20 protein-coding genes are annotated in these 24,497 nt (G+C 34.7%); 4 read left to right on the top strand and 16 right to left on the bottom strand.

Features of this window, described 5'->3' with window-relative positions; genetic code table 11:
- Nucleotides 1-346: 346 nt before the first annotated feature.
- The gene (locus BM201_RS14350; RefSeq protein WP_092543817.1) at nt 347-1,387 is read left to right on the top strand and encodes a serine hydrolase domain-containing protein; all 1,041 of its coding nucleotides are present in this window, start codon (nt 347-349) and stop codon (nt 1,385-1,387) included.
- Between the two features lie 87 nt (nt 1,388-1,474).
- Entirely contained in the window at nt 1,475-2,428 is a 954-nt protein-coding gene (locus BM201_RS14345; RefSeq protein ID WP_092543815.1) for a hypothetical protein, read from the top strand.
- A 129-nt stretch (nt 2,429-2,557) separates the two neighbouring features.
- On the opposite strand, the gene BM201_RS14340 is transcribed toward BM201_RS14345, so the two are convergent.
- Both BM201_RS14340 and sbnA read right to left on the bottom strand, forming a co-directional pair.
- Nucleotides 2,558-4,021 (bottom strand): type III PLP-dependent enzyme domain-containing protein, encoded by a 1,464-nt coding sequence (locus BM201_RS14340; protein WP_092543813.1) that lies wholly within the window; start codon nt 4,019-4,021, stop codon nt 2,558-2,560.
- Nucleotides 4,018-6,834 carry a 2,3-diaminopropionate biosynthesis protein SbnA gene (gene sbnA, locus BM201_RS18145; protein ID WP_175487052.1) on the bottom strand — a complete coding sequence of 939 codons (2,817 nt, stop codon included), beginning with the start codon at nt 6,832-6,834 and terminating at the stop codon, nt 4,018-4,020. Before sbnA ends, BM201_RS14340 begins: the two co-directional genes overlap by 4 nt.
- A 420-nt stretch (nt 6,835-7,254) precedes the next feature.
- Here sbnA and BM201_RS14330 point away from each other — a divergent pair, with 420 nt between their 5' ends.
- The gene (locus tag BM201_RS14330) at nt 7,255-7,740 is read left to right on the top strand and encodes a Crp/Fnr family transcriptional regulator (protein WP_245758653.1); all 486 of its coding nucleotides are present in this window, start codon (nt 7,255-7,257) and stop codon (nt 7,738-7,740) included.
- Between the two features lie 75 nt (nt 7,741-7,815).
- Nucleotides 7,816-8,616 carry a type 1 glutamine amidotransferase domain-containing protein gene (locus tag BM201_RS14325; RefSeq protein ID WP_092543809.1) on the top strand — a complete coding sequence of 267 codons (801 nt, stop codon included), beginning with the start codon at nt 7,816-7,818 and terminating at the stop codon, nt 8,614-8,616.
- 341 nt (nt 8,617-8,957) lie between these two features.
- Here the strand turns inward: BM201_RS14325 and BM201_RS14320 are convergent, their stop codons facing one another.
- The 14 genes from BM201_RS14320 to BM201_RS14255 all read right to left on the bottom strand — a co-directional run bounded on the left by BM201_RS14320 (nt 8,958) and on the right by BM201_RS14255 (nt 24,304).
- A complete protein-coding gene (locus BM201_RS14320) occupies nt 8,958-9,449 on the bottom strand; it encodes a tetratricopeptide repeat protein (RefSeq protein WP_139219248.1) in 492 nt (163 codons plus the stop codon).
- A gap of 149 nt (nt 9,450-9,598) precedes the next feature.
- Nucleotides 9,599-10,246 (bottom strand): hypothetical protein, encoded by a 648-nt coding sequence (locus BM201_RS14315; RefSeq protein ID WP_245758652.1) that lies wholly within the window; start codon nt 10,244-10,246, stop codon nt 9,599-9,601.
- Nucleotides 10,243-11,070 (bottom strand): ABC transporter permease, encoded by an 828-nt coding sequence (locus tag BM201_RS14310; protein ID WP_245758651.1) that lies wholly within the window; start codon nt 11,068-11,070, stop codon nt 10,243-10,245. The genes BM201_RS14315 and BM201_RS14310 overlap by 4 nt, the downstream gene beginning before the upstream one ends.
- Nucleotides 11,060-11,920, bottom strand: a complete 861-nt coding sequence (locus BM201_RS14305) for an ABC transporter ATP-binding protein (RefSeq protein WP_092543803.1) — start codon at nt 11,918-11,920, stop codon at nt 11,060-11,062. The genes BM201_RS14310 and BM201_RS14305 overlap by 11 nt, the downstream gene beginning before the upstream one ends.
- Nucleotides 11,917-12,456, bottom strand: a complete 540-nt coding sequence (locus BM201_RS14300) for a hypothetical protein (RefSeq protein WP_092543801.1) — start codon at nt 12,454-12,456, stop codon at nt 11,917-11,919. The genes BM201_RS14305 and BM201_RS14300 overlap by 4 nt, the downstream gene beginning before the upstream one ends.
- Before the next feature lie 530 nt (nt 12,457-12,986).
- Entirely contained in the window at nt 12,987-14,408 is a 1,422-nt protein-coding gene (locus BM201_RS14295) for a glycoside hydrolase family 125 protein (RefSeq protein ID WP_092543799.1), read from the bottom strand.
- A gap of 6 nt (nt 14,409-14,414) precedes the next feature.
- Nucleotides 14,415-14,690 (bottom strand): basic secretory family protein, encoded by a 276-nt coding sequence (locus BM201_RS14290; RefSeq protein ID WP_245758659.1) that lies wholly within the window; start codon nt 14,688-14,690, stop codon nt 14,415-14,417.
- Between the two features lie 94 nt (nt 14,691-14,784).
- Nucleotides 14,785-15,819, bottom strand: a complete 1,035-nt coding sequence (locus tag BM201_RS14285; RefSeq protein WP_092543797.1) for a LacI family DNA-binding transcriptional regulator — start codon at nt 15,817-15,819, stop codon at nt 14,785-14,787.
- A gap of 45 nt (nt 15,820-15,864) precedes the next feature.
- Nucleotides 15,865-16,881, bottom strand: a complete 1,017-nt coding sequence (locus BM201_RS14280) for a LacI family DNA-binding transcriptional regulator (RefSeq protein ID WP_092543795.1) — start codon at nt 16,879-16,881, stop codon at nt 15,865-15,867.
- Between the two features lie 601 nt (nt 16,882-17,482).
- Nucleotides 17,483-19,186, bottom strand: coding sequence for a sodium:solute symporter (locus BM201_RS14275; RefSeq protein ID WP_092543793.1), 1,704 nt, complete (start codon nt 19,184-19,186; stop codon nt 17,483-17,485).
- A gap of 4 nt (nt 19,187-19,190) precedes the next feature.
- Nucleotides 19,191-20,375, bottom strand: coding sequence for an aldose epimerase family protein (locus tag BM201_RS14270; protein ID WP_092543792.1), 1,185 nt, complete (start codon nt 20,373-20,375; stop codon nt 19,191-19,193).
- A 15-nt stretch (nt 20,376-20,390) separates the two neighbouring features.
- Nucleotides 20,391-21,899 carry an L-arabinose isomerase gene (gene araA / locus BM201_RS14265; RefSeq protein WP_092543790.1) on the bottom strand — a complete coding sequence of 503 codons (1,509 nt, stop codon included), beginning with the start codon at nt 21,897-21,899 and terminating at the stop codon, nt 20,391-20,393.
- 20 nt (nt 21,900-21,919) lie between these two features.
- Nucleotides 21,920-22,624 carry an L-ribulose-5-phosphate 4-epimerase gene (locus tag BM201_RS14260; RefSeq protein ID WP_092543788.1) on the bottom strand — a complete coding sequence of 235 codons (705 nt, stop codon included), beginning with the start codon at nt 22,622-22,624 and terminating at the stop codon, nt 21,920-21,922.
- Nucleotides 22,625-22,630: 6 nt separating this feature from the next.
- Nucleotides 22,631-24,304, bottom strand: a complete 1,674-nt coding sequence (locus BM201_RS14255) for a ribulokinase (protein WP_139219246.1) — start codon at nt 24,302-24,304, stop codon at nt 22,631-22,633.
- Nucleotides 24,305-24,497: the final 193 nt, after the last annotated feature.

The raw sequence follows: 24,497 nt of genomic DNA, 5'->3' as shown, positions 1-24,497 counted from the left end.
ACATTAATAATTCTATACATCGATTTGATCTCGAGCTATCTAGACAAATAAATTTAATATGACTTTAAAGATTTTATTTATTTCCAGGTCGCCTCGATATAAAGACGATTGTCAAAAAATGCCACACGGGCTTGCCCAGTAGTAATCTACTTATTGAAAATCGATAAGTTGTCCGCTATCTTTATTAACTTCCGTAGAAATATTTATTACATCATAATTCCTTCGGAAAATACTGAATATCAATATTCGTCATTTCTAAAAACATTTATTTTAACTAAATTAGCCTCGTACAAATAAGAAAATTAAGCCTTAAGATGCCTCAAACTCTATAGGTTTGTATTGAAATATGAGTTCTAAAAAATATAAAACCATCATTCGGATTGTTTTAGCTATCGGCACAATTACTTCTCTCTTTTTTGTTCCATGGATCATCCTAAAAGCCTGGCTGATGCCTTTACCAGATACGGTGCAGGAACAAGTAAATCGGGCTACCGGTCTTGGCTTTGATGGTATTATTGTTTACGTAGATAAGAAAGGTAACGAACCCGAATTCTTTGCTGCGGGATATAAAAATAAGGAAGAGAAAATTCCGGCAGATCCACATTCCATTTTTAAAATAGCAAGTATAAGTAAACTTTATCATGCTGTTGCGATTGCGAAATTAGTGCGAGAAAACCAGCTTTCTTTAGATAAAAATCTTGCTGATTATTTACCAGAATTAAAGGGAAGAATCGAAAATGCTGAAGCAATCACGCTGCGAATGATGGTACAACATCGTAGTGGGATTCCAAATTATACCGATACGTATATGTACTGGGCAGCACCAAAAGAAACCGCTGAAGAAAATCTGGCTTTGGTATTAGACCAGCCTGCAAATTTTGCACCAGGGACAGATTACGAATATTCAAACACCAATTATCTGCTTATCGACAGGATCATTCAGCGTGTTTTAGGTTACGATACTTTCGATTATATTCAGGCCAAAATCCTAGATCCACTTCAGCTTAAAAATACTTATGCGTCCATTCAAGATGTAGACATAGATGATGTAATGAGTGGCTATTATGTAGGCTACGAAGGCGATCTTAAATACGATAATATCGATGTGATGCTGGCTACAGCAGAAGATTTGGGAAAATTTATTAGAGCACTAAATGATGGCTCTGTTTTTAAAGATGAAAAAGAACAAGAGATTTATTCTTCGATTTACCGCTATGAGCATACGGGTTTGATCCCAGGATATCAAAGCATTGCCAAATATCATAAAGATATCGACACGGTCGTTATTCAATTCACCAATACCGTAGATTTTGAAGGTTACAACTGGAACCTGCACGAAATCATCTATAACCGCATCATTAAAATATTGAAGAAGAACAATTCCTGATCGCTTATACTTTTATGGTAATATTCGAGTTTCTATAAAAGTTTTATATTTCAGAAATTATTGCTTTTTCAATCCAATACCAATGCTATGATTAAACATTTACCTTTCAGAATTTTTGTATACAGTATTTTTATATCATTGGTTTTCGCCTGTAAAAATGATGCGAAAATTGTACAAAATGAATATGAAATAGCTTCAGATACGATCAATTTTCAATGGCAAAAATTAAAACAGGGTGGCTTTACCATTAATCACGGCACAATTCTTATTCCGGTGAAATTAGAAGGAATAGACAAGACTTTTAAAATGCAGTTGGATCTTGGTATCGATCATAATGTGATCTACGGCGATACTTTAAATGCGATTACTTCGGCTTATCCGGCCTTACAAAATAATATTCAGCATAGAGAAGGTTACGATGTTTTTTATAACCAAATCCATTTTGGAAATCAGCAACCAATCGCTCAGGATAGCTTAATGGTTCAGAAGAATTTTGGAAAATCTGAAAACTTAAAAGATTTTGATATCATTGGCACATTGGGAGCTAACGAGATCAAAAACAAAATTTTACTTATAGATTTCAAATCTCAGCAATTAGTGATTACTGAGAAATTAGAAGATTGGGAAGCAAATTCTTTTAGTTATACGCCGCTTCGCTTTAAAAATAATCAGCTGTATTTAGACCTAATTGCCAACGGAAGTAAAAATGCCGTGGTGTATAATACCCATGCAAGCTTATTTCCTTTTGCTACAATAGATGCCGACTTATTTAAAAGTATTACTGAAGAAAATCATACAGAAATAAAGAATTTGAAATCCTGGGGCGAAGATATTAGTTTTACCGGAAGTAATATTACTACCAAAATTAGAATTGCAGATGTTAACCTGCCGATCAATAATAAAAAAGCCTTTTTTACTAAAGCTGAAAAAGTGAGTAAAACCCTGAAATCTGAAAACCTAAAAGCGGTGATTGGCAGCGATCTTTTTATGAATAATACCATTGTAATCGATTTGGTAAATAACCGCTTTGGGATTAAATAAAATAGTGGGTAATTTCAATTTAAACTTAGTAATCAGTTTTTTTCAAGCTGAATTATAACTTTAACGGTCACCCTGAATCAAATCCGATTTCCAACCGAACCAGATTCAGGATGAAAATATTAATGTTAGCTAGTTATCCGCATCTAAATGAAAATTGGAAAGTTCGAAGGAATTTGATTTTTCAGTATAAACTAAATTGGGTGCCAGTTCAAAAAGATGCGCTTGTGTTTCAAAGAAATGCATCATATAGCCGGCAGTATTTACAAAAACCACAACATCACCAATTTCGGGAAGTTTAGGCAAGCTTACTTTCCTTTTCAATAATACATCTTTTTCTAAACAATAAGCCCCAGTAAAATAAACATCTACAGCGTCATTTTCTGTTTTATTTTCGTCCAAATCTGCATACATAACGTAAGGATCCAGCATAAAATCTGCGCTAGAACTCATCATCTGGCTCATATTCATTTCTAAACCAATTAACCATTGGCCTTTTGCATCTTTTTTTCGATGAACAACTTTCGCCATGGTCATCCCAGATTGATTTACTAAAGATCTACCCGGTTCTATACGAATTTCAACATTTTTCTTTTGAAGTAAAGAAGCAACAGAATCACTGTTTTGATCCTGATATTGTAGAACTTCATTCAAAAATTTATCTGAATGGATTTCATTAAAATAAGGATAGGTTTTCCTCTCCCCTTTTATTTTTCCGTCTTCGAATCTATATCCAAGTCCGTTTTTATTGAATGTCACCGGTGAAATTTCATCCTTCAGACTTTGCTTCAATCTTTCATCAAAATGTAACCATTCATTTTTATGCTCTAGATAATTGATCAAAATTCCACCGCCCATATCGATAAATCGAAGTGAGAAATCATGCTCTTTTAAATTTTGTATCAATTTGATGCATTGCAACAAAGCTTCACTTCTTTGGTGCGTAGAATAGCCATCTAAATGAAAATGTAGGCCCACTGCACTAAGATTACTATAGGCTTTATCTTCACCAACTTTGTTAATTAAATATTCTTCAATTTCGTCGATATCGAAGCCAAAGCGGCTGTAGAGTTTGTTTCCATCGACATGAAAACCACTTATGCGAAAAGCAACAATAGCTTTTTTATTATTTTTTTCAGCAAGATCATTAACCAGAATACATTCATCATCGTTGTCTAAAACAATTGGTACATTATTCTGAATAGCAATTTCAATCTGCTTCTTAGTTTTTATTGCTGAAGTTAATACTAGATGATCACCATCTCCACCAAGCTGAAGCGATTGTAACAGCTCGCGCTCACTCGCAGTATCTACCCCAATATTATCTTTAAAAGCCTGCTTTACAAATGCTTTTGCTTTATTAGCTTTTCTGGCATAGAAGATTCCAGATTTTACATTGTTAAGTTCAAAAACCTCTTTAAATTTTGTACAATTTTGGGTAAAAGAAGCAGGATTGAGAATGTTTAATGGAGAGCCATACTTTGCAAAAAGCTCATTCACTACTCCCGGATGATCCATAATATCGTGCATCCATTGCGAAGTTATTGGCGTAAGCCCATTTTCCTGATTTCCATTTGTATACTTACTATTGCTCATTTAATATTTTTAGAATTTGAAATAATCTTATTTAAGTGATCTACTACGCCATTCGCCCAAACTGATGAAAAATCGTTACGGCTTCTGGATAGCGTATCATTATCGAAAGTAACACCCTCGGTAGGGGTGCCATATATTGTGATATTATGTAATTCCTTTCCTTCTTTGCTAATTGGATGTCCTTCTTTGCTAAGATCCATACCTCCCGTCTCGTAAATCCCTGTTTCATCTATATTCTGAAAAACCTGCATTTTACCTTTCTCAAAAAGATTTTTATAAAGTAAAGAGGATTGTTCAGGTAATTTCATTTTAGGAATACGTGCATCGATGTGATAGTCGGTAATTGCCTTTTTATTAGTTTCTAAAGAAAAATTATCTAATTCAAATTTCCCATTGGGTAGCTGATCTATCTTCGGAGATTTACCATAGCTGAAATCTAAAATTCCAGCCTTTAATATTGCTAATATTTTAAACATATTTTCTAAAGGCGGCCCGTAACTAATTCGGTTGAAAAAAGAAAAATACTCCGTATCAAAAATTTGATGAGATCTGGCTGTCAAACCTCCAAAACTATAGAGATCATTGAAAATCGGACTTATATCATGCCACGCGCCAATCGCCGCGAGTAACGGACTTTTTCTTCCCTCTGACACCTGCGCTAAAGTTTCGTCCAGAAGATGTTTTACAGCTGAAGTATCATAGTCTTCATGCTGAATAAATGGTGATTGGAGTGCTTCAAATGAAAACCGCTTTTCTGAAGGATATTTTATGTGAAAGCTTTCAATTTCGTTTAGTATTTCAGAAAATGATAAATTTTCATCTAAATTTTCCCCTGAATTTCTGAAAGCTACACTGTAATATCGATAAATAAATTCCTTCCTGATCAATGGTAGTAAATCTCCTGAAAAATCGAATTTATGAGCCGAATTCTTTCTAATTTCACTCAGTTTTTCAGCAGTAAAAAAACGTAACTCGGGAACCTTCGGCATCTCTCCTACTCTAGGAATCATTAACGCACCAGACCTACAATAAGGATAAATTACAGCAGGTTCGTTTCCAGAAGCGAAATATTCCATATTCTTGCATACACCACTAAAACTTCCTCCTCTTCCTTCAGTTAAAGCTAAAACAGCATCTATAAAAGTTAATCCCATTCCTTTTATCGCTACGGAAGAATTAGAATCAATATTGACTAATTTTTTTTCAACCGGATACACAAAGTCGATATTCGAAGAAATTGACTCTTTATTTTCTAAAATTTCGGAACGATTTCCCGCATGTCCGGTGGTTAGTAACAAATTATGAACCTCTACAAGATTTTTTGATTTTACTTCTGAAAGTGTTTCCAGCTGAAGCACGTCTTCATTTTCGGTAATATTTACAACTTCTTCGTGATGTTGATATATCTTAATGTTCTCTGGAGCTGAAGAAATTAAATCTTCAAAACTTTTACTAAGATATTTCCCAACCATCTTTCGTGAAGAAAATTGATCCTTTAAATAACGCTCATCAGTTCCAGTACTATCTCTAAGCCATGTAGTATAATTGTTTAGTTTAACTATCGATTTTGGTTGTTTTTGAGGCCGAATATCTATTTTCTGATTTGTAAAATTCATTTTTAAATAATCGGGCTGATCTAAGCGATACACATCACCAGCACCAAAATATTCGTTTTTATTATAAAGATGAATATTTACAGTTTCCTTAACTTTTTCACTTTTAAGCTGAGCTAACAAACGTTCCAAACCGTATAGACCTTTAGGACCAAGACCGACAATAGCGACGTTATATTCAAAAGAAGGTTTAATTTTCCATCCTCCAATAGGCGTTAAAGCATCATAAACCCCCGGAATATTTCGTAATAACCACTGCTGATTATAAATAGTATCAAGATATCTGCTTCCACCATCGCTTAGGATAAATGCGCAACGTGAGCCTTCTTCTATTTGATCCTCGTATTTTTGAAATGCTTTTATGATCGCTCCAGAAGAACCGCCGGCAAGAATACTTTCTTTTTCGAGTAATTCCCAACATCCTGCAGCACATTCCAGATCACTCACCTTAACAAAATCATGAATATAATCTTCATCTAGAAATTGTGAATCTACCCCAGCGCCATGACCGGGAATTTTTCTTGTGCCAGCTTCACCGCCAAAAAGCACACTTCCAACTGCATCAACAGCTATAATTTTAGTATTAGGATGATTCGCTTTTATATAATCTGCACATCCCATTAAAGTTCCACACGTACTTGTAGCAACAAATAGATAATCTAATCTTCCATTTAAAGCTTCGTAAATTTCCTGAGTGGTTTGATAGTGTGTTTTGGGATTGTCCAAATTTCCATATTGATTACTCCAAAAGCTATTTTTAGTCTTTTTAAGCAAGTCTTTTACTTTAGCTAAGCGAGCACCCAAAAATCCGCCTTCTTCCAAAGGTTTAGTCACCATTTCGATAGTGGCTCCATAAGTTTCCAGTAACTGCGAAGTAAGTTTGTTGATTTTGGGGTCTACAACAACGATCAATTTTAATCCCATGACTAAACAAGCCTGAGCCAGGCCAATAGCCATATTGCCAGAACTAGATTCGATCACCGTATCTCCCTCACGTAATTCACCAGCCTCCATGGCTTTTTGGAGAATATTAAAAGAAGTTCTTGCTTTAACACTTCCGCTGGGATTAAAGCTTTCTAATTTGGCAAAAACTTCAACTTTAGTAGAAGAAATATGTTGTAATCGTACTATTGGTGTATCGCCTATAGTTTCTAAAATAGAATTAGAAACCTGAAGTCTATCTTTCAAGCTCACGTTCATCTTCAACAGGATTAGGTTTGTTAACGAATAAATTTAGATACATTTATTCGTAACAAAATCCTTATTAGATAAATAATAACATTTTTGGCTGAATTATAACTTTTGTATCTCTATTCCAAGCTACAATCTAGTTTCAATGTTGAAAAAGAATGTTTTTATTCTAAAAAACATTTTAGCTAAAGGTCATTATTTTAAAAATCAATTATATTTATATTTACCAACATTTTTTCGTGAAACGAATTTAGCTTATTAAGCTTATACGTTTTTAATTCCTAATTTCTAAATTGTAAATACACCACATTCTTCGCTACTTAAAACTTATAGCTTATCGAAAATTCTGTAGTCACAAATATTTTTAAAGGGATATCCCTTTCTTCGGAAGAAATTCTTTTAATCATCCCTCATCTTGAAAAAATAGAATTGAAAAAGGGAGAGAACTTATTAGAAGCTAATGAAACAGTGCTTTACCAATATTACGTGTCCAAGGGATGTTTACGCACATATTTTATAGACCAAGCTGGTAAAGAACATACGCTTCAATTTGCTATTAATGATTGGTGGATAAGTGACTATACTGCTTTTTTTAGTAGCACCCAGGCGATCATGAATATTGAATGTATTCAGGATGCTATTCTATATAAAATCTCTAAAAAAGGGATGGAAGACTTATTTCTGAAAATACCACAACTAGAAACTTTTTTCAGAAGAAAAATGGAAGGAGCTTTTGCTAGTTTTCAGAAAAGAATTTTAGCAAGCCTGGCGCAATCGGCTAAAAAAAGATATTTAGCATTTATTACTACATATCCTAATATCGAACAAAGTGTTAAGAATTATCATATTGCCTCATATCTTGGAATCACAACCGAGAGTTTAAGTAGGATAAGAAGAGAAAATGCCAAGAAGTAATTTCTTATCATACATCAATTTTTAAGGGCTTTCTTCAAGCTACATTTGCCTATATAAATTAATTCAATTGCTTAAATGAAAAGAGTATTAACAGCGATTTTCACTATGGTTTTATTGTCATCTTGTGGGCAAAACGCTAAAAAAGAAGCGCAAGCAGAACCAACAAATAGTGAGAACCTTAAAAAAAACAACGAAATGAAAAAGGTGTTATTTGTATTAACAAGTCATGAAGATCTAGGCGAAACCGGAGAAAAAACAGGTTTTTGGATCGAAGAGTTTGCATCTCCCTACTATTTTTTAAAAGATAAAGGTTTTGAGATCACTTTAGCTTCGCCAAAAGGTGGGCAGCCTCCTATAGATCCCAAAAGTGAGAGCGAAGATGCTCAAACTCCAGCGACAGAACGTTTTTATAATGATAAAGAAACGCAGAAGGTTTTGGCAAACACTATAAAGTTAGAAAATGCAAATCAGGAAGATTTTGATGCGATTTTCTATCCTGGTGGTCACGGTCCTTTATGGGATTTAGCTGAAGATAAAAATTCTATTGCCCTTATTGAAGATTTTTATGAGCATAACAAACCGGTTGCTGCTGTATGTCACGCTCCAGGAGTATTTAAGAACACTAAAAATGCTGAAGGAAATTCTTTAGTGGAAGGAAAAAAAGTTACCGGCTTCACTAACGAAGAGGAAGAAGCGGTTCAACTTACCAATGTAGTTCCTTTTTTAGTGGAAGATATGCTTAAAAAGAATGGCGGTATTTATTCTAAAAAAGAAAACTGGGCTCCTTATGCCGTTGAAGACGGTTTATTGATCACCGGGCAAAATCCAGCATCATCTGAACTGGTTGCTGAAATTTTAGTTAAAAAACTGAACTAATACCGTTCAATATCATTTATCAAAAAAGCGATCTGGATAGCATCTGGGTCGCTTTTTTATTTAAGTGGATTTAGATAAACAACAACTCATTGAAATCATTCTTGCTTGGATTTAAAATTTAAAAGTGGAATTTGACGTTTTGGAGTAATCCTATTTGCTATAGTATATCAAAAGCATAAAATTTCCTTTAATACACTTTTTGATTTTGGAATATTTCATTCTTGAAAAAACAGCTATCGTTCGCGATTATATACAGTTGCAGATTAATTAGTCAATTTAGCTCATGTTTAAAATAAATATTACCAAAAGATCAAGTATTAATTAGCAATTGGCCAAAGGTATTATTGAGCAGATTTGTTTTCAATAGCATTTATCATATTTAAAGCTGATTTCGCTAATACGCTTTCTGGAAACTCTTCTAAAGTTTTTTCATAATATTCTTTAGATTTTTTTCCGTTTCCTATTTGTGCATAGCAAAACCCTATATTTCCCAATGCTATTTCGCGATAAGAAAATTTTGAAGAACTTAATAATGTAATAAATCGGTATTTATCAATCCATTCGTGTTTTTTGAAAAAGTAATAGCTTTTCTCAAAATCAGAAATTGCATCTTTAAATCTTCCTTTATTATTTTTCTTTATTCCTTTTCTATGGTCTCTTGGAATTAAGTTTCTTAATAAGAAAGAAATGATTAAATAAGTCATTGCGCCCAGAAGCAATGCTTTTTCTGGATTAAATTGATACCAAATAAAAATAAGTATTCCCATAATAATAAAATGGGGAATTAGTGAAATCCAATTTGTTTGCTTTACAGTTGGTACTCTTGAATTCATCCTTCGATATATTTTTATTCAGAAATGTTATTTTTTTTATTTCAGTTGTAACCATGAAAATCAGAACATTAATAAAAATCTATTTAGTCACTTTATAATATTTTCTATTTACATTCATAAGCATATCGTTTGAATCAAATGAAAAATAGCTATCTAATATCGTAATTTTTAATCTGTAATTTCACCGTGCCGGTGTTGGTTTCATTGCTTTTCATCGCTTTACGATCGATCTTGGTATCGCTTCCCATAAAATTAAGCGGAATTTTTAGATTTTCGATCGCAAAAGAAACTTCAATATGATCTGGTAATATTTCAGCAGCATTGTACTGCATTTGTAAAGTATAGCTTCCCTGATTTTTAGTGGTAATTTCAGAAAGTATAATATGATCATTTTCAATATCCAGATAAAGTGTCGCCATCGCCATATCGGCTTTTTCGTCTTTTGGAATTACGCTTAAAACTTTCAAATTTTGATTATCGATCGTCTTAAAACCACGATCAACATTGATAAAAGGATGCTCAAAAAGTTCAGAAAACGTTAAATCGAGTCCGCGTTTTGGAAAGATCAAAAAATCTTTACTCTCAAACTTTATGTTCTCGCCTCGATTATATTCCATCGAAGCCGTTTTTGTAGGCATATTTATAAACGGCGCTTCAACATCTACCACAATATCTGCGGTGAAATGTAAAACCTCTTCCATTCGCTCTTTAATTCGCAATAAATCTTTATCGATTTCCTGCGCCTGTAAGCTCACGCTTAGCATTAAAATCAGCAAAAAAATGATCCTTAATTTCATCCAATATCGGTTTTACTGAATTTATAAATTCCAACAACAGCAAATAAAACAGTATATCCTAAAAGCATTATGTTGTCTTGAAAAATACTATAATGATCCAGATCGTATGCGAAAAATCGCTGCCATGAATTGGTTAACTTCGGAAAAAAATAGTCGCCAAAATCACCAAAATCGGCTTTTATAAATAACGAACTTAAGATTAGAAATAACGCTGAAGCAATCCAGGTTTTGGTAGGTTCTTTCAGGATAATTCCTAAAGTTACGCTTACCGTCGTAAAAAAGATCATGCTTAAAGTGCCAGACGCAAAGGCCCATAAAATCCTGGAGAAGGCTTCTTCCGCAGGGAAAAAATTTAAAGTTCCCAAATACACCACCAAATCGCCATCTCCAAAAATACCATAAGCCAATACAAAACTACTAAGCATTAAAAGCGCTAAGATCGATATTGTAAAAATTACGGACGTAATATATTTTGCGGTGATCAGTTTCTTTTTGCTTACCGCTTGCAGCATCAAAGTTTTTAAAGTTCCGGTTTTGTATTCTTCAGTAATTAAAGCTGAACTGACGATCATTAAAATTAAAGGTAAATTAAACCAAAGTGAGTTTAAAACGATGTATAACAATAAATTACCGTTAAGAAGGTTTCCTTCAAAATAAAAAGACTGCCTTAAATTGTCTAATAATAGCTCTAAAATAGTCTTTCCCTGATAATATGCGGCAAACAAAATGATAAATTCGATAATTAAAACTGCCGCGATCGCATACCATGTTTTGGCTTCTCGAAACAACTTAAATAGCTCTACCTTTAAAATTCTATACATCATGCGGTAGCGGACTTAAAAGTTCGTTCAACGTAAGCTGTGGCACACAAGATGTGATTTTGTATCCTTTTTGAACCAATTTTTCTAAAACATTAGAAATTTCAGTAGAATTACATTGAATATCGATCCTGTGATCTTCAGCATAAATGATATTTGGAAATTCGTTTTTCACCTTCCCTATTCTGTTTCCTTTTATCGTAAACCTGGAAATACATCTTTGAAAAAGCGTATTGGTTTCGCCCTTATTCACCAATTTTCCACTATCGATTACGTATAAATAATCGCAGCAATTCTGTAATTCGGTCATTAAATGTGAGGAAATTAAAATGGATTTATTCTGAACCGCCAGTGATTTTATAAGCTGAATTAATGCTGAAACACCCGTTGGATCTAATCCTGAAAATGGTTCGTCCAAAATGATAATTTCAGGATCGTTTAGCAAGGCAATCGCGATAGCCAGGCGTTGTTTCATTCCCATCGAGAAATTACGCACTGCATCTTTTCGCTCTAACGGAAGTCCTACATTCTTCAAATATTCCTGAAGACTTTTTCTATCCCGGGGTGCATCCTGAATTTCAGCAAAAATCTTTAGATTCTCGTAGGCATTTAAATAGCCATACAATCCGGGATTTTCGATGATCGCACCTATAAATTTTCGTTTCTCTGAATGAATTTTTAGCGTACCAGAATCTGGCGTTACCAAATTGCACAATATCTTAAACAAGGTGGTTTTACCCGCACCATTTTTACCTAGTAGCCCGTAAATTTTACCGGCTTTAAGCTGCATAGAAATATGATCTACGGCTTTACCAGATTTGTAGCTTTTGGTTAAATTATTGGCCTTTAAGATCACGAAAGTAGCTTTTGCTGATTTCTAAAATCGAATTTTGGTGCATAATAGCGCTCTAAAAAAGTACGCGACCAAAAATAATTACGGAAGAGAAATAAAGGATCTTTTATCATAAAAGTCGGAATAAAATGATACCAGCTAATTCCCATTTTTTGATAAAATCGCTGCACATCTTTATCGATTCCCAACTCCTTGGCGGCGGCCATAAACGCCATTCGCTGGCATTTACTACCCGTATAATTTATAGCGATCTTTGTTTTAAATCCATGCTGAAACATTTGATCTTTAGCTCTTTTATAATTCTGAAATCGCGACCAAACATCGGCCATTACCAAAAACATGTGAATAAAAGAAAAAAGTAAACACCAAAGCCAAAAACCAATGATAAGCAAATCGTTTTCTACAAGCGATTCATTAAACTTTGCGTAATAAAACAAAGTTTCGATAATAAAAAGAAGTAAAGCGCCATACAACAGCTTTCCTACATTCCAGTACGATAGAAAAATACTTGGTTGTTTTGGCAGATCATGAAAATTCATTTAAAAATGACTAAGCTTGAAAGACAAATATAAATCATTGCTTCGTTTACATACATTAATAAACTAGGCTTTAACTTAATTTTGATTTTCTGAATTTAGACAGAAAAGATAATGAATATCCACTTAAAAATATGTGCCGAAATTATATAAAATAGGTTATGCTTTTAGTAAACTACCTCGGGGTAAGCCCACGTGGCATTCACTAGAAACAATTTTTTAATTTCAAGGCAAGTCTCGGAGTATTATACCCTTTGGCTGTGCCAATAAAACGAAACAGGGAACGCAAGACGTTCCCTGTTATTTCGAAGATTGATTGGTTAGGATGATTTTCTCCGAAATTATTCTTTAGTAGTTTGGATCACTACGTTCCCTCCAGATTTAAATAACTAGTAAGATTTGCTTTCTCCTCAGTTTTGCCTGTGCTGGATTTACAAGCAAATTGCACGGCCAAAACCGATAATATCAGGCTATATTTTATCAGTTGTACTGAGGTGTTTTGGGAGACTTTCATTCAGTATAAATTTTAAGTTTTATCCTAAAAGCTCTGGACTTTCTTTGTAGGTTTTCCAGATAAATTCACCAAAAAGTGTATTTGCCCAGGCAAACCATAATCTTGAGAAATTTGTAGGATCATCTTTATGAAAAGTTTCATGCATAAATCCGGTATCGCCATGAGTAGCTTTAAGCATTTTAATACAGTCTTTAATTTCTTTATCACTAGTACTGGTTAAACCTCTCATAGTAATAGACATTGGCCAAACCATATCCATCCCTACGTGTGGCCCACCAACACCTTCTGCAGCGCTTCCTTTAAAGAAAAACGGATTATCTGTAGACCAGATAAATGCTCTGGTATTTTGATAAATCTGATCATCTACCGGCATGGCATCTAAATATGGAAGAGAAAGCAAGCTAGGTACATTGGCATCGTCCATTAATAAATGATTGCCAAAACCATCGATTTCGAATGCATAGATTTTACCGTATTTTGGATGCTCTACAATAGCATGTTTTTTTAAGGCGCTATCTACTTCTTTCGCCAGGCTTAATAATTCTGAAGCCGTTTGGCTATCATTTGCCAATTCGGTCATCATTTCTGCAGCCTGTTTTAAACTCACTACTGCAAAAAAGTTAGACGGAATTAAAAATGAAAATACCGTTGCATCATCTGAAGGTCTAAAAGCCGAACAAATTAATCCTACAGGATTTACCGGGTATCCATAACCATGCAATGCACGAGTATCTGTAGCTTTTGCCGTTTCTCTTTGAAAATGATAGGAACCACGATCATTCTTTTTTTGCTGATCTTTAAACACCTTTAAAATTTCTTTTATCGCTTTTTGCCATTCTGCATCAAAAGGTGCCGTATCTCCAGTAGTTTTCCAGTAATTATAACCTAATCGAATTGGATAACATAAAGAATCTATTTCCCATTTACGCTCGTGTACACCAGGTTTCATATCTGTATGATCTGTTGTCCACTCCCCTTTTTTTGAAGGATCATCATAAAAAGCGTTCGCATAAGGATCTTTTAGAATGTACTGGGTTTGGCGATTGATCACTCCTGCAATTAAATGCTGAAGATCTTTATCCTCATCTGCAAATGCCATATAAGGCCATACCTGTGCAGAACTATCCCTTAACCACATGGCATCGATATCTCCTGTAATTACATAGGTATCTGGTCTTCCATTTTTTGTAGTATAGGTGACTGTAGTATCTAAAGTATTTGGAAAACAGTTATTAAATAACCAGGCCAGTTCTTCATCATCTACTTTTTTGCCAAATTCTTTTATGGCTTTTTCGATTGCCTTACTTTCAAAATTTCGTTCTCCTTTTGGTGTTCTAACCACAGGATATTTTTCTAAGCTGGATGCGAATGATACTTTTGGATTGATCATTGCTAACGACCCAAATAAAGCCGAGTTTTGGATAAATTTTCTTCTTTGCATAGTTTCTTAACTTATTTGCGGTGACTCACTATATTCTGCCCACAGCTCATCTAAAGACTTACCTGTATATTGATTCCATAGATCTGCAGAATAGGTTTTATTTCGCATGTTTTTATCTAATTTCTGAACAATTTTTTTATCATATTTTTTAGTTAACCAATACAGGAATCTTGCTGTAATTCTATAACTGTTTTTATATGAATTTTCTGGGTTATAATCTGGTAGGCTCCATCCTGCTCCTTCGTTATCTACACCATATTTAAACCGAACATAATCTGCAATACTTTCAATCTTATCAGAAATAATTTAATCGATTAAATAAAACGTTTTAGCTTTCAGGGTTAAAAATCATATATTTATATATAAAACTTCTGAGCTAGGCACGAGACTTATTTGGAAAAGATGAATTTCTTTCAATCAAAGATGCAGAAAGGATTTTTTGGTTCTTATAAGGTTTATCTGAAGCGTTTTTTAACATTTTAAGAACAGTTGTCATCAATTCTTCTCCTATTTCCTCCAATGGTTGAGAAACAGCAGTAATCGGCGGAAAATAAATTTTGAAAAGATCATTGTCATCAAAAGTAATAATCCCCATTTCGTTGATCTTTTCTGGATATGATTCCCTAATAACCTCTAAACCTATTTGCGTTAAATAATTTGTTGCAAAGAATATGGCATCAAGGCCTTGTGCTGCTATATATTCTTTTATAAGCTCTTTTACTTTCTCTATATTTTTCTCGTAAAAAGGAACCTCCAGTACAAATTCTTTCAAATTATTAGCCTGCATAGCTTCACGATAACCACGTTGTCTAGCTTCCATTTGTGTCTGACTTGACGAAATAGTAATAAATCCAATATTCTTGTACGAATTATCCACTAAATGCTGACTAGCCTTATGAACCGCTTCAGAGTTATCTATAATCACATAATTGGTTTCAATTTCTGGGAAATAGCGGTCAAACAGAACTACAGGAATATCATCTGAAACTAATTCTGCTATATCCTGCTGAATTCCCGGGGAGGGAACAATAACGTAAGCATCTACCTGGCGCTCTCTAAATAAATTAATAAGATCTCTGGAGCGCTCATCTTTATTTTCGTTGCTACAAAAAAGAACCTTATATCCCTTATCATATGCAATATCTTCTATGATCCTGGCTAATTTAGAGAAGAAATAATTTGAAATATCCTCTACCATCACCACGATGATCTTACTTCTACCTGTTCTTAAACTTTGTGCTAATTGGTTAGGTTTATAATTGATGGATTTGGCATAATCTAAAACTTTTTTTGTAACCTCTTCTGAAATTCTCTTTTCTCTTGCTTTACCATTTAGTACGAAAGATACCGTAGTTACCGAGACATTTAGGGCAGCCGCAATGTCCTTTATAGAATGTCTTTTGTTTTTCATGTTAGTTAGTTTGCTTATAGTTGCTTGCTAATATAGCATGCTTTTTTAAGTTTTTGGTAAAGAACTGCTTCGATACTGAATATTACAGTCGAGTTCGATCTTTCTAATTAAATCTTCTTCATCTTTTTTCTTCAGTTTTTCCAACATCAATTCCATTAATTGCTCGCCAATTCTCTGCAGAGGTTGAGAGATCGCAGAAATAGAAGGATCAAATAATTTAAACAAAACATCATCATCAAAAGAAAAGAAGCCTTTAGTTTGCAAATATTCTGGATATTCTTCCTGTAACAATTCTAGAGCGCTAACAGCAAGGTAATTCGTAGCAAAGAATATCGCATCAAAATCTTCGGTATTATTTATCTTATTCCTAAACAGGTTTCTTCGCTTTTCCCTATCTTTTTCAGCAAAAGAGATCTCAAGAACATTTGGTGATAGTTCATGTTCTTTAACAGCATTTGTATATCCCAAACGTCGATCTAGCATCTGCGTTTGCTTTACATCTGTAGTAACGAAAAGGATCTTTTTATATCCATTTTGGATCAAATTATTCGCAGCGGTATAAGTAGCCTGTTTATTTGCTGCTACAACATGACTAACATTCAGATTAGGAAAATAACGATCAAATAAAACTACCGGGATACCATCATTAACTAAATTCTTTATATCATTCTCGATTCCAGGAGAAGGTACAATAATAAAACCATCTACCTGCCTGTTTCTAAATAGGTTGATTAACTCTTTAGATTTTTTATCCTCATTATCATTGCTACAAAATAAAACACGATATCCTTTCTTGTAGGCAATATCTTCAATGATCCTGGCTACTCTAGAATAAATATCCTCTACCATAAAAACAAGGATCTTACTCTTACCAGTTCTTAAACTTTGCGCTAATTGATTTGGACGATAATTTATTTTGGTTGTAAAATCGAGGACCTTATTTGTTAACTCTTCTGAAATTCTTTTCTCCTTTGCCTTACCATTTAATATGAAGGATATGGTTGTTGAAGAAACACCAAATTCTTTGGCTATATCTTTTAAAGAATAACGTTTTTTTTTCATTTAAAAATTTCAATATTTTCTCTCACCCCGCCAGTGATCATAAGAACATTTATCTTAGCCTTTAAAAATAGACATTCTTAAATCATTACACAAAACTCTGTATTTCTTAGATTGGGGAGAAAGACACTAGCCTCTCTCCCCGGATGTAAAACTCACACTTACAAAATCTAAGTGCTTTATAAATAAAAAATCTTCAGATAGACTTCTTTGATAACAAATTCAATAGAAAAAGGTCTAATTTTCTACAAACCTTTTTCTGTTTTTTAATGCGATGCAATATATTCATTTTTACCTCATTCCATTTTATCAATTTAGCTAGTGTTTTTAAGAGATCTAAAAATCTATAAATCAATCCACTAATTGCAATTAACAAATCATAATTCGATAAATATCGTACAAAATATAAAAAATTAGATTAAACCATTTAGCTATAGTGTGTTTTTAAATAAAATACCTTCAGGTAAGCTTACAAGGCATTCGTTGAAAATAAAATTTTAATTTAAAGGCAAGCCTCAGGGTACTATACCCTTTGGCGGCGCCAATAAAAAAGCCGGTAAAATTATTTACCGGCTTTTTTATTTAATATAATACTTCGTTCTTTCTACCAGAAATACCAATAAAAAGCACCTGTCAATCCTAATATAATTACAGAGTGAACAACATCCCATTTGTTCCAACTCTTACGGTCTTCATCATGATCTTCTTTAGTAGTTGTACCAAAGACTAATCCTTTGATTTTTTTGGCTTCTGGAGCCTCAGTAGCTAAACTTACTCCTACAACCACAAGGATACAGAATAAGAACATCCAACCACAGAAATATAACCAGTTAAGATCATAAAATACATATTTAAATATAGAATCTGACGCCTCGGCAAAATTACTGTAGTAAACTTTTGCTCCTAGTCGTGTAAGACCAATCACTAAACCAGAAATTAATCCCCACATACCACCTTTTGCGCTGGTACGCTTCCAGGTAATCCCTAATAAAAAGGCCGCAGCAATACCCGGTGCTAAAACAGATTGTACATCCTGTAAATATGTGTAAAGTACATCTCCTACACTTCGCATAATTGGTATCCATAAAATCCCCAGTATAACGATTACCAGTGTAGCCATTTGGCCAATTTGTACTAATTTTTTCTCTGGTGTTTCTGGCTTCAAACGCTTATAAAAATCGATTGTGAACAACATTGCTGAAGAATTAAATAATGATGCTAGTGAGCTCATTAAAGCCGCTAGAATACCACATACTACAAGCCCTTTCACTCCTGCTGGTAATAACTTAGCTACCAATGTTGGGAAAGCGGCATCTGCATTAGCTACTCCATTGTCTAAGAATGGTAAAAATCCTTCGCCTCCTGCTGAAATATTCTGATAATGAATTGAAAACGCTATCATCCCAGGAATAAGGAATAAGAAAACCGGTAAAAGTTTTAAGTATGCCCCGAAAATAGTACCACGACGTGATTCCTTTAAGTTCTTTCCAGAAAGTACACGTTGTACAATATATTGATCTGTACACCAGTACCAAAATCCAATAATAGAAGATCCTATTAAAGCACCTAACCAAGGAAAATCTGGATCATTATTACTTCTAATCAAGTTCACCATAGAATCACCATAATCATTTACCTCTACAGAACTTGTTATAGCAATCATTTGATCCCACCCACCTAATTCTTTAAGACCAAGAACCACGATAATTGCAGATCCTAATAGTAAAATTGGTGTTTGTAGAATTGAAGTATATAATACCGACTTCATACCTCCAAAAATGGTATATAAAGCGGTAATTAGAACAAGACCTATTGCAGCGATCCAGAAGAAATCGATGCCCCATAATTTTTCTATTCCAAAAACCTCCTGAAACACAAGTCCACCGGCATAAACTGTTACCGCTACTTTGGTTAAGACATAACTAATCAATGAAATCACAGAAAGTATGGTCCTCGACTGCTTGTTATATCTTCTTTCTAAAAATTCGGGCATGGTATATACCATACTTCGGCTATAAAATGGTACGAAAACCCAACCCAAAATAAGGATCATCCAACCCTGTATTTCCCAGTGCGCCATGGCCATACCGCTTGAAGCTCCTGCCCCGGCAAGACCTATTAAATGTTCTGAACCAATGTTCGAAGCAAATATCGATGTACCAATGGCAATCCAACCGGCATCTTTACCTCCTAAAAAATAATCGGCAGAATCGTTAGATTTTTGTCTAACTACGTATAAAATAACTCCTATAAGTAGTAAACAAAATACGCCTATAACGATCCAATCTAAAGTATCGAATGTTTGCATATTCTTATTTTACTGAAAATTTAAAACTAGTTTTAGAACTGTATTTCTCTCCTGGATTTAATACTACAGAAGGAAATTTTTCCTGATTTGGAGAATCTGGATAATGCTGTGTTTCTAAGCAAAAACCAGAACGTTTTGCATAAGTACCTTCTCCACCTTGCTGTGGTAAGGTTCCATCAAGAAAGTTACCGGTATAAAACTGGATTCCCGGTTCTGTAGTAGACACCTCAAGAAAACGTCCACTCTCTGGATCGTAAGCTGAAGCTGCAAAATGCATATCTTCAGTTTGATCGTTTAATACCCAACAGTGATCGTAACCAAGTCCCAGCTCTAATTGTTTATTTTCAGCTTCAATTTCTTCACCTACTTTTTTAGCTTCAGTAAAATCAAAAGGAGTACCTTCAACGCTTCTTAATTCACCAGTAGGAATTAAAGTTTCATCTACAGGTAAAAATTCATCTGCATTTAAAACTACCTCATGATCTAAGATCGTTTTACTGAAGTCTCCTGTTAAATTGAAATAAGAATGTTGCGTAAGATTAACGATCGTTTTCTTATCTGTTTCAGCTTCATATTCGACATCTAAAGAATTATCCTCACTTAAAGTATAAGTTACCTTTACATCAAGATTTCCTGGATATCCCATCTCTCCATCTTTACTCTGGTAAGTTAATACCAATGATGTGCTATCTGATGGAACTTCAGCAGTCCAGATCACTTTATCGAATCCTTGATCACCACCGTGAAGAGAGTTTTCTCCATCATTCTGCGGAAGTTGATATTCTTCCCCATCTAAACTGAATTTACCGCCGGCAATTCTATTACCAAACCGTCCAATTAATGCTCCAAAATATGGATGATCTGAAGTATACTGGCTTAGAGAATCGAAGCCTAAGATCACATCCTCAAATTCGTCATTTTTATCTGGTGCTTTTAATGAAGTAATACGACCACCGTAAGTAATGATCTTTACTTCCATACCTGCTTCATTGGTTAAAGTGTATTGTTCTACCTTTTCCCCTTCAGCGGTAGTACCGTAATCTTCTTTGGTCAAGAAATCGATTTCGGATTCGGTTTTGGCTACCTCCTCTTTTTCCTTATCAGACTTCCCGTCTCCCTTACAGTTAGTAAGGGAAAACAGAAAACTGAAAAGGCATAGGAAATAAACCGTATGCTTTATTTTTTTCATAATTTAAGTGTACTATTACATTTTATGTTGAAAGAGGTGATAATATGCCTCGTTGGCATTTATAGTATCTTTAAAGTCTCTTACTTTAGTATCCTGATCTATTACAAGAAGCTCTACACCTGCAATATCGGCAAAATCTTCCAAATATTCTGTAGTTAACGCCTGCGTATAAACAGTATGGTGAGCACCACCTGCTAAGATCCACGCTGTAGCGGCAACCTCAAGATCTGGTTTACAGTCCCAAAGTACTCTGGCAACAGGTAAATTAGGTAATTCTTTTTCTGGTGCAACAGCCTCGACTTCGTTAACGATAAGTCTAAAACGATTACCCATATCTATCCAGGTAGCATTAATTGCTGCTCCAACAGGAGAGTTAAACACTAAACGAACTGGATCTTCTTTTCCTCCAATTCCTAAAGGATGCACCTCACAAGAAGGTTTATCATCTGCAATACTAGGACAAATTTCCAGCATATGAGAACCCATTACTAAAGATTTCTCTGGAGTAAAGTGATAAGTGTAATCTTCCATAAAAGATGTTCCACCTTCCAGACCGTAAGCCATTACCTTCATCACTCGGGTTAAAGCAGCTGTTTTCCAGTCTCCTTCTCCACCAAATCCATATCCATCTGCCATTAAACGTTGTACAGCAAGACCCGGCAATTGCTTTAATTCTCCAAGATTCTCAAAGGTATCTGTAAAAGCTTTAAAACCACCTTCATCTAAGAATTTACGTAAACCTAATTCGATCTTAGCAGCATCGATCAAAGATTGTCTTTTTTCTCCGCCTTCTTTTAAACTATCGGTAAGATTATAATCTGTAGCATAGGTATCAAGTAATTTATTTAGCTCATCCTCTGTAACTTCGTTAATTTTCGCTACAACATTTGAAGAATCATAAGCGTTAACGGCTACTCCAAATTTCATTTGAGCTTCTACCTTATCACCTTCGGTTACCGCTACATTACGCATATTATCACCAATACGTGCAACTTTTAGATTTTGCATTTCGTCCCATCCTAAAGCTACGCGAGACCAGATACCAAGTTTCTTTTGTACTCTGTCACTTTTCCAGTGCCCAACGATAACTTTACGTTTTTTACGCATTCTAGACATCATAAATCCAAACTCGCGATCTCCATGAGCAGATTGGTTAAGATTCATAAAGTCCATATCGATATCGCTCCAAGGCACTTCAGCATTAAACTGAGTGTGTAAATGGCAAATTGGTTTACCTAGTAATGTTAAACCTTTTATCCACATTTTAGCAGGGGAAAAAGTATGCATCCAGGCCACAAGACCAATACATTTTTCTGAATTATTCGCTTCACGCATTACAGCAGCGATCTCATCTTCAGTTTTTACTGTGTCTTTATAAACTAATTTAACCGGAATTTCTGCAGAAGCATCTAAGCCTTCTACAATCTCTTTTGAGTTTTTAGCAACCTGCTCTAAAGTTTCAGGTCCGTATAAATGCTGGCTTCCTGTAATAAACCAGATTTCTTTACTCTCTATAGCAATCATTGGATAATTTGTTAAGGTTATTAATTCTGACCGTAATACGCATTTTTACCGTGCTTACGCTCATAATGTTTTTTAATTAAAGAATCTTTTAATCTAGGTGCATTCGGATTAATCTGTAAAGTTAGATAAGCCATTCTTCCTACTTCTTCTAAAACTTTACTATTGTAAACCGCTTTAGCAGCAGTTGGTCCCCAAGTAAAAGGCCCATGGTTACCAATAAGGATCATCTGTACCTCTTCGTAAGACAAACCTTTTTCCTTGAAGCAATCCAGGATTTGGATACCAGTATTATATTCGTAGTTACCTGCAATAAGCTCATCTTTCATTGGAGGCGCACAAGGAATATCTGCCGTTAAATGATCGGCATGGGTAGTTCCAAAAATCGGAATATCTAACTGGGACTGGGCCCACGCTACAGAGTATGTTGCATGGGTGTGAGCAATTCCCCCAATATTTTCCCAGTTTTTGTATAAATATGCATGTGTTTTTGTGTCTGATGATGGTCGCATGCTTCCTTCGATAACATTATTATCAAAATCAAGGATCACGATATCTTCAGGCTTTAATTCGGCATAAGGCACGCCACTGGGTTTTATAGCAAAAACTCCTTCTTTACGGTCTACTGCACTTACATTTCCGAAGGTATAAATTACAAGGTCTAATGCATCAAGCTGCATATTTGCCTCATAACATTCCTCTTTTAAAGATTGATATTTAGAACTCATGATCTATTATTTTTTAGTTATGCTTTCTTCAACAAAATGACTTAATTCTTTATACGCAGCCATTTGCTTTTCAAACTCTCCTACCATTTCTGGTTGTGGATAATATTCGGCTTCGAAATCACTACCTAAAGTTTTACTGGCGGTGATTACGTCTTCATAAATTCCGGCAGCAACTGCAGCATAAACTGCAGATCCTAAGGCTGGCGCTTCATCTGAAGCAGCAACTTTAATTGGCATGTTTAAAGTGTTTGCAAGAGTTTGCATGATATAAGCAGATTTTCTTGCCACACCACCAATACCAATTACTGTCTTAATTTCGACACCTTCTTCTTTAAAACGATCTACAATTTCCTTAGCACCAAAACAGATAGCATTCACAAGAGCTTTAAAGATATGCGGAGCTTTACTTCCTAAAGAAAGATTGCTAATTGCACTTTTTAACTCCTGATTTGCATCTGGAGTACGGCGACCGTTAATCCAATCTAAAGCTACAGGTATACTTTCGTTAAGTTCTAAAGCTTCAGCTTCAGCAGCTAATTCTTTAATAAACTTCTTATCTACTTCTTCTTTTAAGGCCGCTATTTGTTCTTCGGAAAGTACTTCAGAATTGTATACTAAATGATTTAAAGGCCAGGAAAGTACATTTTTGAACCAGGCCAGCACATCTCCAAACGCAGATTGACCTGCTTCTAATCCAACCATTCCAGGAATTACAGAACCATCTACCTGTCCACAAATTCCTCTAACAGTCTTGTCTCCAACTACATCGTAAGGAGAAACAATAATATCACAGGTTGAAGTTCCCATAACACGAACTAACGCATGTTCCTCTACTTTAGCTCCTACCGCTCCAGAGTGTGCATCAAATGTTCCCACGGCAATAACAGTATCTTCAGAAAGGCCTAGTTTAGAAGCCCATTCTTTACTGATCTTACCTGCAACTTCATCTGATGTATAAGTTTCGTTGTATAATTTTGATCTTAGATCTGCACAATATGGGTGTAATTTTCCTAGAAATTCTTCTGAAGGTAAACCGCCCCAGCTTTCGTGCCACATAGCCTTATGTCCTGCACCACATCTACTTCTTTTAAAAGAAGCAAGATCTGTATCTTCAATAAGAAGATAGGTCATAATATCACAATGTTCCATCCACGAATAAGCAGCATTTTTTACCGCTTCATCCTCACGAACAATATGTGTTATTTTTGCCCAAAACCACTCTGAAGAATAAATTCCTCCTTCGTATTTGGTGTAGTTTTCACCACCCCAGGTTTCTGCCAACTCGTTGATCTCATTAGCTTCTTTAATTGCTGTGTGATCTTTCCATAAGATCATCATTGCATTTGGATTATCTGTAAATCCATCTACAAGAGCCAAAGGAGTACCGTCTTTGGTTACCGGAACGGGTGAAGAACCTGTAGTATCTATACAAATACCTTTAACAGCTTCGCCATTAACTCCGCTTTTTTCAATAACTCCTTTTATTGTTTTCTCCAGACCTTCAATATGGTCTAAAGGATGTTGCCGAAATCGATTGAGACCAGCATCACAGTAAAGCTGTTTTTTCCAACGAGGATACCAAAATGTATCTGAAGCAAGCTCCTTTCCACTGGTGGTATCTACAAGTACAGCTCTTACCGAATCTGTCCCGTAATCAAGTCCTATTACATATGTTTCCATGTATTCTAACTTTTAGTCTGAAACAAATATATAAATTTGTTTTTATTAAGTGTAATAAAAACACTTATAATTTTAAGATTTCTTTAATTTTTATTCTTAAAATGAACAAGGCTTCAATTTTAGCGTTTTTCAATACTTAAAATTTACCTCATTCTCAATAAAGCTAAACAAAAAGAGGATTTAGAAAAGGCGT

The sequence above is a fragment of the Zunongwangia mangrovi genome (assembly GCF_900112105.1).
Lineage (GTDB): Bacteria > Bacteroidota > Bacteroidia > Flavobacteriales > Flavobacteriaceae > Zunongwangia > Zunongwangia mangrovi.
This window is presented reverse-complemented; position numbering and strand designations above follow the sequence as displayed.

Coding starts and splice junctions, on each gene's coding strand:
- BM201_RS14350 (WP_092543817.1), top strand. CDS start 347: ATGAGTTCTAAAAAATATAAAACCATCATTCGGATTGTTTTAGCTATC.
- BM201_RS14345 (WP_092543815.1), top strand. CDS start 1,475: ATGATTAAACATTTACCTTTCAGAATTTTTGTATACAGTATTTTTATA.
- BM201_RS14340 (WP_092543813.1), bottom strand. CDS start 4,021: ATGAGCAATAGTAAGTATACAAATGGAAATCAGGAAAATGGGCTTACG.
- sbnA (WP_175487052.1), bottom strand. CDS start 6,834: ATGAACGTGAGCTTGAAAGATAGACTTCAGGTTTCTAATTCTATTTTA.
- BM201_RS14325 (WP_092543809.1), top strand. CDS start 7,816: ATGAAAAGAGTATTAACAGCGATTTTCACTATGGTTTTATTGTCATCT.
- BM201_RS14320 (WP_139219248.1), bottom strand. CDS start 9,449: ATGAATTCAAGAGTACCAACTGTAAAGCAAACAAATTGGATTTCACTA.
- BM201_RS14315 (WP_245758652.1), bottom strand. CDS start 10,246: ATGAAATTAAGGATCATTTTTTTGCTGATTTTAATGCTAAGCGTGAGC.
- BM201_RS14310 (WP_245758651.1), bottom strand. CDS start 11,070: ATGATGTATAGAATTTTAAAGGTAGAGCTATTTAAGTTGTTTCGAGAA.
- BM201_RS14300 (WP_092543801.1), bottom strand. CDS start 12,456: ATGAATTTTCATGATCTGCCAAAACAACCAAGTATTTTTCTATCGTAC.
- BM201_RS14295 (WP_092543799.1), bottom strand. CDS start 14,408: ATGCAAAGAAGAAAATTTATCCAAAACTCGGCTTTATTTGGGTCGTTA.
- BM201_RS14285 (WP_092543797.1), bottom strand. CDS start 15,819: ATGAAAAACAAAAGACATTCTATAAAGGACATTGCGGCTGCCCTAAAT.
- BM201_RS14280 (WP_092543795.1), bottom strand. CDS start 16,881: ATGAAAAAAAAACGTTATTCTTTAAAAGATATAGCCAAAGAATTTGGT.
- BM201_RS14275 (WP_092543793.1), bottom strand. CDS start 19,186: ATGCAAACATTCGATACTTTAGATTGGATCGTTATAGGCGTATTTTGT.
- BM201_RS14270 (WP_092543792.1), bottom strand. CDS start 20,375: ATGAAAAAAATAAAGCATACGGTTTATTTCCTATGCCTTTTCAGTTTT.
- araA (WP_092543790.1), bottom strand. CDS start 21,899: ATGATTGCTATAGAGAGTAAAGAAATCTGGTTTATTACAGGAAGCCAG.
- BM201_RS14260 (WP_092543788.1), bottom strand. CDS start 22,624: ATGAGTTCTAAATATCAATCTTTAAAAGAGGAATGTTATGAGGCAAAT.
- BM201_RS14255 (WP_139219246.1), bottom strand. CDS start 24,304: ATGGAAACATATGTAATAGGACTTGATTACGGGACAGATTCGGTAAGA.